Annotated in this window: 8 protein-coding genes; 5 read left to right on the forward strand and 3 right to left on the reverse strand. The window is 73.6% G+C overall.

Translation table 11 applies throughout. The features are described from left to right. Positions 1-662 precede the first annotated feature (662 nt). Positions 663-3,389, forward strand: a complete 2,727-nt coding sequence (polA, locus tag ACIHAR_RS21585) for a DNA polymerase I (RefSeq protein WP_400021098.1) — start codon at positions 663-665, stop codon at positions 3,387-3,389. Between the two features lie 378 nt (positions 3,390-3,767). Then, positions 3,768-4,115 carry a hypothetical protein gene (locus tag ACIHAR_RS21590; RefSeq protein WP_400021101.1) on the forward strand — a complete coding sequence of 116 codons (348 nt, stop codon included), beginning with the start codon at positions 3,768-3,770 and terminating at the stop codon, positions 4,113-4,115. On the opposite strand, the gene ACIHAR_RS21595 is transcribed toward ACIHAR_RS21590, so the two are convergent. After that, the gene (locus tag ACIHAR_RS21595; protein ID WP_400021103.1) at positions 4,102-4,941 is read right to left on the reverse strand and encodes a DUF4184 family protein; all 840 of its coding nucleotides are present in this window, start codon (positions 4,939-4,941) and stop codon (positions 4,102-4,104) included. The two genes, ACIHAR_RS21590 and ACIHAR_RS21595, sit on opposite strands and share 14 nt — an antisense overlap. A 337-nt stretch (positions 4,942-5,278) precedes the next feature. On the opposite strand from ACIHAR_RS21595, the gene ACIHAR_RS21600 reads away from it, so the two are divergent. The 3 genes from ACIHAR_RS21600 (at position 5,279) to ACIHAR_RS21610 (ending at position 8,355) form a co-directional block, all read left to right on the forward strand. Then, positions 5,279-7,054 carry a lytic transglycosylase domain-containing protein gene (locus ACIHAR_RS21600; protein WP_400021105.1) on the forward strand — a complete coding sequence of 592 codons (1,776 nt, stop codon included), beginning with the start codon at positions 5,279-5,281 and terminating at the stop codon, positions 7,052-7,054. A 151-nt stretch (positions 7,055-7,205) separates the two neighbouring features. Then, positions 7,206-7,340 carry an SPW_0924 family protein gene (locus ACIHAR_RS21605; protein ID WP_365473088.1) on the forward strand — a complete coding sequence of 45 codons (135 nt, stop codon included), beginning with the start codon at positions 7,206-7,208 and terminating at the stop codon, positions 7,338-7,340. Positions 7,341-7,362: 22 nt separating this feature from the next. Further along, positions 7,363-8,355, forward strand: a complete 993-nt coding sequence (locus tag ACIHAR_RS21610; RefSeq protein WP_365473134.1) for a DUF3068 domain-containing protein — start codon at positions 7,363-7,365, stop codon at positions 8,353-8,355. On the opposite strand, the gene hrpB is transcribed toward ACIHAR_RS21610, so the two are convergent. Together hrpB and ACIHAR_RS21620 are read right to left on the reverse strand one after the other, a co-directional pair. Continuing rightward, positions 8,345-10,867: an ATP-dependent helicase HrpB gene (gene hrpB, locus ACIHAR_RS21615; RefSeq protein ID WP_400021108.1), complete on the reverse strand. Its 2,523-nt coding sequence runs from the start codon at positions 10,865-10,867 to the stop codon at positions 8,345-8,347. The two genes, ACIHAR_RS21610 and hrpB, sit on opposite strands and share 11 nt — an antisense overlap. 106 nt (positions 10,868-10,973) lie before the next feature. Then, positions 10,974-11,810 carry a class I SAM-dependent methyltransferase gene (locus tag ACIHAR_RS21620; RefSeq protein ID WP_365473143.1) on the reverse strand — a complete coding sequence of 279 codons (837 nt, stop codon included), beginning with the start codon at positions 11,808-11,810 and terminating at the stop codon, positions 10,974-10,976. Between the last annotated feature and the right edge of the window lie 233 nt (positions 11,811-12,043).

Genomic DNA, 12,043 nt, shown 5'->3' on the forward strand with positions numbered 1-12,043 from the left:
GGGGGGGGGGGGGGGGGGGGGGGGGGGGGTGGGGGGGGGTGGGGGGGGGGTGGGGGGGGGGGGGGGGGTTGGGGTTGGGGTGCGGGTTCAGGTGCCGGCCGAGGGTGTGCCGTCGCGTGCCGGGGTGTGGGTGGGTCGGGGTCGTGGCGGTGCGGCGAGCCCGTCGCCGGTTGGGCGTACGGCCGCTTGCTGGAATTGGTGGCCCTTGGCCGTGCAGCGCTACGCGACGGGCTGCGCCGCACCGCCACGACCCACTCCCCGCCGCGGGCGGCTGCGGGAGCGTCCTGGCTGCGCGCCGACGCCATGACCCGATCCGGTGCGATGGCGGGTGCGGGTGGGTTCGGGCTGCGGCGCGGTGCCATGACCGTTCCGGTCGCCGGGCGGGTGCGGGAGGGTTTGGGCTGCGGCGCGGTGCCATGACCGTTCCGGTCGCCGGGCGGGTGCGGGAGGGTTTGGGCTGCGGCGCGGTGCCATGGCCTGTTCCGGTCGCCGGGCGGGTGCGGGAGCGTTTCGGCTGCGCCGTAGGGCCATGACCCGATCCGGTGCGATGGCGGGTGCGGGTGGGTTCGGGGGGCGCTCCCGCGTCAGGGGTTGGCCGGCCGGGGGTGGGGGCGGAGCGGGGGTGGGTCGGAGTGTCAGTGGGGCGTGGCAGGATCGGGGGCGTGGCAGAGACAGCATCGAAGAAGACCGAGAAGACCTCCGGCGGCGAGCGGCCCCGTCTGATGCTCATGGACGGGCACTCGCTGGCCTACCGCGCGTTCTTCGCGCTGCCCGCGGAGAACTTCACGACCGCGACGGGCCAGCCGACGAACGCGATCTACGGCTTCGCGTCGATGCTGGCCAACACCCTGCGTGACGAGGCGCCCACGCACTTCGCGGTCGCCTTCGACGTCTCCCGCAAGACCTGGCGGTCCGAGGAGTTCACGGAGTACAAGGCGAACCGTTCGAAGACCCCGGACGAGTTCAAGGGGCAGGTCGAGCTGATCGGGGAGCTGCTCGACGCGATGCACGTCTCGCGGTTCGCGGTCGACGGCTTCGAGGCCGACGACGTGATCGCCACGCTCGCCACCCAGGCCGAGGCCGAGGGTTTCGAAGTGCTGATCGTCACCGGCGACCGTGACTCCTTCCAGCTCGTGAGCGAGCACACCACCGTGCTGTACCCGACGAAGGGCGTCTCCGAGCTGACCCGCTTCACCCCGGAGAAGGTCGTCGAGAAGTACGGGTTGACGCCCTCCCAGTACCCCGACTTCGCGGCCCTGCGCGGTGACCCGTCCGACAACCTGCCGGGCATCCCCGGTGTGGGGGAGAAGACGGCCGCGAAGTGGATCAACCAGTTCGGTTCGTTCGCGGAGCTGGTCGAGCGGGTCGAGGAGGTCAAGGGCAAGGCCGGGCAGAACCTGCGCGACCACCTGGAGGCCGTCAAGCTCAACCGCCGCCTCACCGAGCTGGAGCGGAACGTGGAGCTGCCCAAGGGGGTCGCCGACCTCGAGCGGGCGCCGTACGACCGCAAGGCCGTCGCGATGGTCCTGGACACCCTGGAGATCCGCAACCCCTCGCTGCGCGAGCGGCTCCTCGCCGTCGATCCGGGCGGCGCGGAGGCCGAGACCACCCCGGTGGTCACCGGGGGTGTGGCCGTGGACGGCTCCGTGCTGGGCACGGGCGAGCTGGCCGGCTGGCTCGCCGAACACGGCACGGAGACACTCGGTGTCGCCACCGTCGACACCTGGGCGCTGGGCACCGGCTCGGTCGCCGAGGTCGCGCTCGCCGCGGCCGGCGGAGCGGCTGCCTGGTTCGACCCCTCGGAGCTGGACGAGGCCGACGAGAACGCGTGGGCGGCCTGGCTGGCCGCCGAGGACCGTCCCAAGATCCTGCACGACGCCAAGGGCGCCATGCGTGTCTTCGCCGAGCACGGCTGGAGCATCGCCGGCGTCTCCATGGACACCGCTCTCGCCGCCTACCTGGTCAAGCCGGGCCGACGCTCCTTCGACCTGGACGCGCTGTCCATGGAGTACCTGCACCGGGAGCTGGCCCCCGCCGCCGCGGCCGACGGGCAGCTCGCCTTCGGCGCCGACGACGGTGCCGAGGCCGAGGCGCTGATGGTGCAGGCCCGCGCGATCCTCGACCTGGGCGAGGCGTTCCGGGGCCGCCTGGAGGAGGTCGGCGCCTCGGACCTGCTGCGCGACATGGAGCTGCCCACCTCCGCCCTCCTCGCCCGCATGGAGCGGCACGGCATCGCCGCCGACCGGGCCCACCTGCAGGCCATGGAGCAGATGTTCGCGGGTGCCGTCCAGCAGGCCGTGAAGGAGGCGCACGCGGCGGCCGGGCACGAGTTCAACCTGGGCTCCCCCAAGCAGCTCCAGGAAGTCCTCTTCGGCGAGCTGGGCCTGCCCAAGACGAAGAAGACGAAGACGGGCTACACGACGGACGCCGACGCCCTGGCCTGGCTCGCCACCCAGACGGACAACGAGCTGCCGGTCATCATGCTCCGCCACCGCGAACAGGCGAAGCTGCGCGTCACCGTCGAGGGCCTGATCAAGACGATCGCCGCGGACGGCCGCATCCACACGACGTTCAACCAGACCGTCGCCGCCACCGGCCGCCTGTCCTCCACCGACCCGAACCTGCAGAACATCCCCGTCCGCACGGACGAGGGACGGGCCATCCGCCGCGGCTTCGTCGTCGGTGAGGGCTTCGAGTCCCTGATGACCGCCGACTACAGCCAGATCGAGCTGCGGGTCATGGCCCATCTCTCCGAGGACGAGGGCCTCATCGAGGCGTTCACCTCCGGAGAGGACCTGCACACCACGGCCGCCTCGCAGGTCTTCGGCGTCGAGCCCACCGCCGTGGACGCGGAGATGCGCCGCAAGATCAAGGCGATGTCGTACGGCCTGGCGTACGGTCTGTCGGCGTTCGGCCTCTCCCAGCAGCTGAACATCGAGGCGGCGGAGGCCCGCGCCCTGATGGACGCCTACTTCGAGCGCTTCGGCGGCGTACGGGACTACCTGCGCCGAGCGGTCGACGAGGCCCGGGCGACCGGCTACACGGCGACGCTCTTCGGGCGCCGCCGCTACCTGCCCGACCTCAACAGCGACAACCGCCAGCGCCGCGAGGCGGCCGAGCGCATGGCCCTCAACGCGCCCATCCAGGGCACGGCGGCCGACATCGTCAAGATCGCCATGCTCAAGGTGGACAGCGCGCTGCGGGAGGCCGGCCTGAAGTCCCGCATGCTGCTCCAGGTCCACGACGAAGTCGTCCTGGAGATCGCCCCCGGCGAGCGCGCGACGGCCGAGGAACTCGTGCGCCGCGAGATGTCCACCGCCGTCCACCTCAGGGCGCCCCTGGACGTGTCGGTGGGCTCGGGCGCGGACTGGGAGTCGGCAGCGCACTAGCCTCCGGCGGGCGGGATCCGGTGGGTCCTGCCCGAGGGCGGCTGGTGCGTACGGGGGAGGGTGCGTCGGGCCGGCTGCTGCTCGCGGCGTCGTCGCGGGCAGCGGTCGGGGCCGGTTCGCGGTCGGTGGGTCGCTCGGCCCGGGTACCGGTCGGCCCGCTGTCGCCCGTGGACGGCGGGGCCGGTCCACGGGCGGGTGAATCGGCGCAGGGTCCATCCGTGTGTTCTCGCCGCGTCCCCCGGCGGGGCAGGGGGCCGTGGTGAGGCGGTGTCCGCGTGCTCCGCCAGGGTCAGGGGGCCGTCGTGTGCCCCGAAGGGACCTCACCCACGTGGCCCTTGTCGGAACGCCCCCGCCACGTCCGCCCGCCAAGATGCCGCCATGGGTATACGCATGCTCCACCGCCGGACGGCACCCGCACGCGTTCACGCCACGGCGACCGCCGAACAGCAGGTCAACCCCGACGCGACGCCCTTGGGGCGACCGCTCCCCGCCTTCTCGCGCGGCGCCGCCACTCCCCGTGTCCCCCGGACTGCCCGCACGGCCCTCCGGGAGGCCGCCGCACGCCTCGGGCGGCTCGCCCCGATCGCCCGGGCGGAGGTCGCGCGGGGCTACCTGGCCCTCGCTCTCGACGGGCTCGGCCGGCTCCGCAGACCGCGGGCGGGCCGCCGTATGACCGTCTTCGTCGCGAGTATGACGCCGGGAGGCGAGCCGTTCAGCGAACGCTGACCTCGTCCGGTCGCCGGACGGTCTCCCGGGCCGCCGGGCGGCTCACGCGCACGCCCACGGCGTAGAGAAGCAGCCCCAGCACCAGCCCGGCGCCGGCGCCGAAGCACAGCGTGGGGATCAGTTCGTACGGCTTTGCCCGGGAACCCCAGTACTCCCACCACCGGGTCGCCCGCTGCACCGCCGCGACCAGCGCACAGCCGCCGATCACGGCTCCGGCGCACCACCGGTCCCGAACGGACAGCAGGGGGACTCCGACCGGGTCGGCGGCGGGCGTTCGGCGCAGCGCGTGCGCCACGAAGAGGGCGATCACGAGCGCGGCGACGGCCGAACCGCCGTACTGCAGGTACCAGTACAGCGGTGAGCCCGCGATGTTCTCGCCGAGCACCGGGAACAGTCGCATGCCCCACCGGTCGAGGTGGGTGAAGGCGTCCCACACCACGTGGGTCAGCGAGCCGAGCACCGCCGACACGTACCACCACAGCAGCGTGGACGGCCGGACACGCGCGCGGGGGGATCCGCAGCGCGTCAGGGTGGCCGCACGGCCCTGACGGGAGCGCGGCAGGAGCGCCACGAGCGGTTCGCGGACCAGCAGCCACAGGCCCACCAGCGCCCAGGTGACGAGCACGTCGACGGTGAGGACGCCGGTGAAGGAGTGGGTGACGTCGCCGAAGGCCATGGCCTCGGAGGCGACGCTCGCCGCGTAGTAGGTCAGGTCGGGCGCGAAGGAACCCGCCACCAGGAAGGCGGGGACGAGCCGTCCGCGGCCGGAGCCGTCCGCGCGGACGGCGGGCAGCACGGCCGCGGCGTGACTCAGGGTGAACGGCAACTGGGCTCCCCGGGGCGGACGTTGCCGGACGGGCCGGCCGGATCTTCGACGACGCGACCAGTATGCGGGAGGCCACCGACAGGCCGGACGAGGTGACCGGCAGGTGAATACCGGGTTCGAACGGGTGCCGGTGCAAACCAAGTTGTCGTAGGGTCCTGTGGATCGCCGTGCCCGCGGGCGCGGTCGAACAAGCGAACAGAACAGCGCAAACCGCCCGGGAGCGCAACCCACGGGGCGGGATGATCGTCCCAACAGGGCGAGTGAGGCTGGTCGTCCTGCAGGGCGAGAGAGACAGACGGAGACGGGCGCTCGGGTGTCCACGGGAGGGGTTCACTTCATGTCGGCGCATTTCGGCAGGAGGCTGCGCAAGGGAGCGGTCAACACCACCGTGGCCGCGGTGGCCGTCGCGGCCCTGGCCGCGTCCCAGGCACCCGACGTCACGGCCGGCGGCCAGGCCGGCGGACGGACCGCCGCCGACTCCCCGTCCGCCGACACGGGCGTCGAGGACAGCGCCACCGGCAACTCGCCCTACTACACGGACCTGCCGCCGCTGAACAGCCCCAGCCCCTCGCCGAGCCAGAGCGCCGGCACCACCCCGGCCGCCACCGGTGACACGGAGGCCGGCATCCCGGCGACCGTGCTGGACGCCTACAAGAAGGCCGCGGCGGCCCTCGCCGACGCCAAGCCCGGCTGCAACCTGCCGTGGGAACTCCTCGCCGCCATCGGCAAGGTCGAGTCGGGGCAGGCCCGGGGCGGCCGCGTGTCCGCCGACGGCACCACCTACTCGCCGATCCTCGGCCCGGTCCTCAACGGCAACGGCTTCGCCAACATCAGCGACACCGACAACGGCGCCTACGACGGTGACACCACCTACGACCGCGCCGTGGGCCCCATGCAGTTCATCCCGTCCACCTGGGCGTGGGCGGGCCGCGACGGCAACGGCGACGGCAAGAAGGACCCCAACAACATCTACGACGCGGCCCTCGCCGCCGGTCACTACCTGTGCCGCTACAGCTGGGACATGTCGACCGCCTCCGGGCTGCGCAGCGCGATCCTCAGCTACAACAACTCCACGGAGTACTTCAACACGGTCCGCTCGTGGCTGGAGTACTACCGCAAGGGCACCCACGAGATCCCCGACGGCACCGGCAGCCTGCCGTCCAACCGCAGCGACGACAACGACGGAGGGGCGACCACCTCCCCGTCCACGTCGCCCACGCCCTCCACGCCGCCGGCGAAGCCCTCGCCGAGCCCCACGCCTACCAAGCCGACGACGCCCACCAAGCCGACCAAGCCGACCACGCCGACCACGCCCACGACACCCACCACTCCGGCCCCGACGCCGACCGACACGGTCCACCACATCGAGGACGCGGGCACGGGCAAGCTCACCGCCATGGCGGGCGACGCGTTCACGCAGCGGATCAGCGCGCGGACCGAGACCGAGGCCGGAAAGGCCGTCGGCAAGGTCAGGGTCCGCTTCACCATCGTCGGCGACACCGACGCCACCTTCACGGGCGGCGAGCGCTTCGCCACGATCATCACCGACAGCAAGGGCGTGGCCACCGCACCTGCCCTCCAAGCGGGCGAGAAGACCGGAGCCTTCACCGTGCGTGCCACGGTCGTGGGCCGCCTGATCTCCGCCCTGGACTACACGGCCACCGTCACGGCCCGCGCCGCCGACGCCCTCGCCCGGACCAGCAGCACCGCCCTGACCTGCACCGCGGGCGGGGAGTTCGCCGAGCAGGTCGAGGTCAAGGCAACGTACAAGGGCGCCGCGGCCGGCAGGGTGGCGGCCACCGCCACCCTGGTGAAGTCGGCCGACGACGCGACCGCGATCGACAAGGGCCCCTACTTCAAGGACGCCGCCGGCAACCCCGTCCGCGCCCTGACGGACCTGCAGACCGGCGCCGACGGCCTGCTGAAGCTGCCGAAGCTCTACGCCGACGACACCACCGGCACGTTCCTGCTGCGCATCACCACCACGGGCGGAGCCACCCTCACGGTCGAACTGACCGTCACCGCCGCCCCGTCGTCCTCGCCGAGCCCCTCGGAGAGCGCCTCCGGGAGCCCGTCCGCGAGCCCGTCGGAGTCGGCGACGACCGGCTCGTAACCCTCTCCGTACGACGGCGGCGCCCCCTCCACCCGAGCGGGGCGCCGTCGTCGTGTGCGACGTGTTCTCATCTCGCCCGCCCGTTGCTACGGTGCCCCGACCTGACGAACCATCAGTTCCTGTGGTCACCGCCCCGCGCCGGGAGGCCCGTATGCGCGCCCTGATCGCCGCCGCGACCGGCCTCGCCGTCGCGATCGCCCTCGTCCTCACGCTCACCGCCGTGGGCACCCCGACGGGCCGGACCTCCCCGGAACCGCTGCTGACGACCGTGCCCGCACACCCGTGACCACCCGGGAGGGGAGGCCGAGATGCGCCGCAAGGCCAGCCTGATCCTGCTCGCCCTCGCCGTGTTCTTCGCGGCACTGTCCCCGCTGCTGCGCTGGTACGCCTTCCCCCGCCTGGCCAAGGTTCCGGCGAACGCGTACCAGAGCATGGTCCTGGAGGCGAAGAACGCCACCCTCCTCGACTACGGCACGATGACCGCCCGCACGGTCCCCGAGGTCACCATCGTGCAGACCCTCAAGGGCAACGTGGAGGCCTCCGAGGAGATCGAGAAGACGGCCGGCCGGGACGTCGTCGTCTGGGACGGCCTGTCCTACGTCCAGGGCCCCGACGGCAGGATGGTCTCCCGGGTCCCCGAGCGCTACATCTTCGACGCCCACACCCAGGAACCCGTGCACGCCACCGGCGAGATGGTCGACGGCGACCCGGTGCGCCGGGAGGGCCTGGAGTTCAAGTGGCCGTTCCTGACGGAGAAGCGGGACTACGAGTACTTCGACGCCCAGGCCCGCGTCACCGCCCCCATCCACTACAAGGGCGCCCGCGACTTCCACGGCCTGGAGGTCTACTACTTCGAGCAGACCATCCCCTGGACCGAGGTCCCCATGCCCAGGACCATGCCGGTCGCCGGCATCACCCCGGAGACCGTCGCCGCGACCGGCACCACCCGGTGGTACACCACCGTCCGGAAGTTCTGGGTCGAACCCCTCACCGGAGCACCCGTGTACGGCGAGGAGATCCACAAGGAGGAACTCCGCGGCGGAACCCTGCTCGGCGACCGCGACAAGGTGACGGCGTTCGCCGGGCACGTCAAGATGCGCGAGGACTACCTCGAGCACACCGTCGACCTGGTCAGGTCCAACCGCACCCTGGTCCTGCTCATGACGTCCCACCTCCCCTGGGGCTTCCTGCTCCTCGGCGCCCTCCTGCTGGCCCTGTCCCTCTGCCTCGAGGCGCGCGGCCGCCGCCCGGACGAGCCCTCGCCCGCCGAGCCCGCCGCACCGGAGCCGGTCACCGCCTGAGCCGCGCGTTGGTGTGCCGGGTCGGCACCGCGCCGGCCGGGTCCTCCGGCCACGGATGCTTCGGATAGCGGCCGCGCAGCTCCGCCCGCACGCCCTTGTAGCCGTCCCGCCAGAAGGAGGCGAGGTCGGAGGTGACGGCCGCGGGCCGCCCGGCGGGGGAGAGCAGGTGCACGAGCAGCGGCACACCCGCGATCCGCGGCGACTCCTGCAGCCCGAACATCTCCTGCAGCTTCACCGCGAGCACGGGCTGCTCGGGGTCGGCGTAGTCGATCCGGACCCCGGACCCACTCGGTACCGTGATCCGCTCCGGCGCCAGCTCGTCCAGCCGGGCCGCCTCACCCGAGGCCCAGGGCAGCAGTCGGGCGAGCGCCTGCCCGGCGTCGATCCGCGCGAGATCGGCACGCCGCCGGGCCCGGCCGAGCTCCGGCTCCAGCCAGTCCTCCACGCGCGCGTGGAGCGACGCGTCGGACACGTCGGGCCACGGCTCCCCGACGTGCAGCCGCAGGAACGCCAGCCGCTGCCGCAGCACCTCAGCCTCCGACGACCACCGCAGCAGTGCCAGCCCCTCCTGCCGCAGCCCCTCCAGGACGGCCCGGCGTACGAGCGCGGGGTCGGCGTCCCTGAGGGGCCGAACCCCCAGCTCCACCGCACCGAGCCGTTCGACGCGCCGGGCGACCACGTCGCCGTCGGACCAGTGGACCTCGTCCCGCTCGTCGAGCAGCGGGGCGGCCGCGAGGCGGGCGACCTCCTCGTCGACGACCGCCGCGAGCTGCACACGCGCGTGCCCCTTGCCCACGGGACGGTCCGCCACGGCCACGGCGATCCACGGGGCGCCGCGCAGGCCGGAGCCCTCCCGGAGTTCGGCGCGGGTACCGGAGACCATGAGCGCGGAGCCGCCGTCGGCCCTGGCGAGGCGCTCGGGGAAGGCGAGGGCGGCGACGAGGCCGACGCGACCGTCCTCGGTGCGCACTTCCGGCGGAGGAGTGCCATGGGCGGGCGGCGGGGGGAACTCCGCCGCGACGGCCCGCAGCCGCCGCACCTCCGACCGCCACCGCCCCGCATAGGCGTCGCCGCCACGCCGAGCACTCCGCAAGGCGCCCGCCAGGTCGTCCCCGTACTCCCGCGGAGCCTCCTCGCTCAGCAGAGCGACGACCTCGGCGGCCCGCTCCGCACCCACCAAAGACGCCCCGTCGAGCAGCGCCCGCCCCAGCCGGGGGTGCAACCCCAGCCGCGCCAGCCGCACACCCCGTTCCGTGGCCCGGCCGGCGGAATCCACCGCGCCGATCGCCGCGAGCAGGCTCCTCGCCGCCGCCATCGCCCCGCCCGGCGGCGGGTCCAGCAACGCCAGCCCGGAGGCGTCGGGGTCGCCCCAGCACGCCGCCTGCAGGGCGAACGCCGTGAGGTCGGCCACCTTGATCTCCGGGGACGGGAAACGCGGGAGGCGGGCGTCCTCTGCCTCCGCCCAGCACCGGTACACCACGCCGGGCGCCTCACGCCCGGCCCGTCCGGCCCGCTGCCGCGTGGCCGCCTGAGAGGCCCGCACGGTCGTCAGCGCGCTCAGCCCGCGCGCGTGGTCCACCCGGGGCTCCCGCGCGAGCCCCGAGTCCACGACCACCCGCACCCCGGGCACCGTCAGCGACGACTCGGCCACCGACGTCGCCAGGACCACCCGGCGCCGTTCACCGGGCGCCAGCACCGCGTCCTGCACGGCCGCCGCCGCCCGCCCGTGCACCTGGAGCACGTCCACCCCGCCCGGATCCCCGAGCTGTCCCGCGACCCGCGCGATCTCACCGACGCCCGGCAGGAAGCACAGCACGTCCCCCGACCGCTCGGCCAGCGCCCGCCGCACCACCGACGCCACGTGCGACAGCAGCGCCGGATCGACCCGCATGCCGTGCGGCGGCCGCACCGGACGCGGCGGCGGCACCCAGACGACCCCGACGTCGTAGACGGTGGCGTGGGCCTCGACGACCGGCGCGTCGCCCAGCAGCCGTGACCAGGCCTGCGTGTCGGTCGTCGCAGACGCGGCCACCAGCCGCAGCTCCGGCCGCAACGCCTCGCGGACGTCCCACAGGAAGGCGGCGGCCGTGTCAGCGTCCAGATGCCGCTCATGGCACTCGTCCAGGACCACGACGTCGACGCCGGTCAGCTCCTGGTCGCGCTGGAGGCGTTGCAGCAGCACACCGGTCGTCACCACCTCCACGCGCGTGTGCCGCCCGACGACCCGCTCCCCGCGCACCGTGAACCCGACGCTCTCGCCCGCCTTCTCGCCCAGCAGCCAGGCCATCCGCCGGGCCGCCGCCCGCGCCGCGATCCGCCGCGGCTCGGCCACGACCACCCGCCGCACAGGCCCCTCGCCCAGCAGGCCCGCCAGCGCCAACGGCACCAGCGTCGTCTTGCCGGTGCCGGGCGGCGCGGCCAGGACGGCGGTGCCGTGCCCGTCCAGGGCGTCGTTCAGAGCGGGCAGGGCGGCCCGCACGGGCAGCGCGTCCAGGGAGTCGTAGCGGATCACGCCCCCCAGTGTCGTACGCCGCAGGAACGCGTAACCGCGCGCGTGCGCGCAGGCGAGAACCCCCGCATCCTTACGCGCGCGTGAGGATGCGGGGGTTCGGCGGCGACTAGTCGCGCTCGCAGACGAAGATGGCCGTTCCCGGGATGAGGCTGCCGCGCAGCGGCGACCAGCCGCCCCACTCCGAGGTGTTCCAGTCCGGCCACTCCGGCTCCACCAGGTCCACCAGACGGAAGCCCGCCGCCACGACGTCGCGCACCCGGTCGCCGAGCGTGCGGTGGTGCTCGACGTAGACCGCGCGGCCCTCCTCGTCCTGCTCGACGTAGGGCGTGCGGTCGAAGTAGGAGGCGGAGACCGAGAGGCCCTCGGGCCCCGGCTCGTCCGGGAAGGCCCAGCGGATCGGGTGGGTCACGGAGAAGACGAAACGGCCGCCCGGGCGCAGCACCCGGCGCACCTCCTTCAGGACCAGAACCGGGTCCGCGACGAAGGGCAGCGCCCCGTACGCCGAGCAGGCCAGGTCGAAGGAGGCGTCCGCGAAGGGCAGCACGGAGGCGTCGGCGCAGACGAGCGGGAACGTTCCGCCGATGCGCAGGGCGTGCTGGAGCTGGCGGTGGGAGAGGTCCAGGGCGACCGGGTGCGCGCCCTGGGCGGCCAGCCAGCGCGAGCACTGGGCGGCGCCGGCTCCGATCTCCAGGACGTCCCGGCCCTTCAGTTCCTCCGCCGGGCCGAGCAGCTCGGCCTCCACCTCGTCCAGGCCCTCGGGGCACCACACGAAGCGGTCGTCGCCGAGGAACGTGCCGTGCTCGATCTGGTACTCGTCCGCGTTGCGGTCCCACCAGCCCCGGTTGGCGCGGGCGCTCTCCGTGACGTCGGACTCGCGTCGGGTGGCCTCCGGCTCGAAGGCGGGATCGGACTCCGGCCGGGGCGATACGGGCTCTTGGATGATCGGCTCCCTCGTCGTACTCTTCCGTGCAACCCGCCCGGCGGTGCCACCGAAGTGTCGCCGGAGGGATTTCCTGCGGCCTTTTCGGCCTCAGGAGACAGGTTGTGTGCCGGGAATGCGGCGATCCGCCCCGGGTGTGCGCCTTCGCGCATTGACCATGCCCGGCTGCCCCCGTATGCTACAAGTTGCGCTGCGGGCCTGCGCACCTCAGACGTAGCAGGCTGCGCTCGCATCTG

It is taken from the genome of Streptomyces sp. NPDC052016 (assembly GCF_044548445.1).
Taxonomy (GTDB): Bacteria; Actinomycetota; Actinomycetes; order Streptomycetales; family Streptomycetaceae; genus Streptomyces.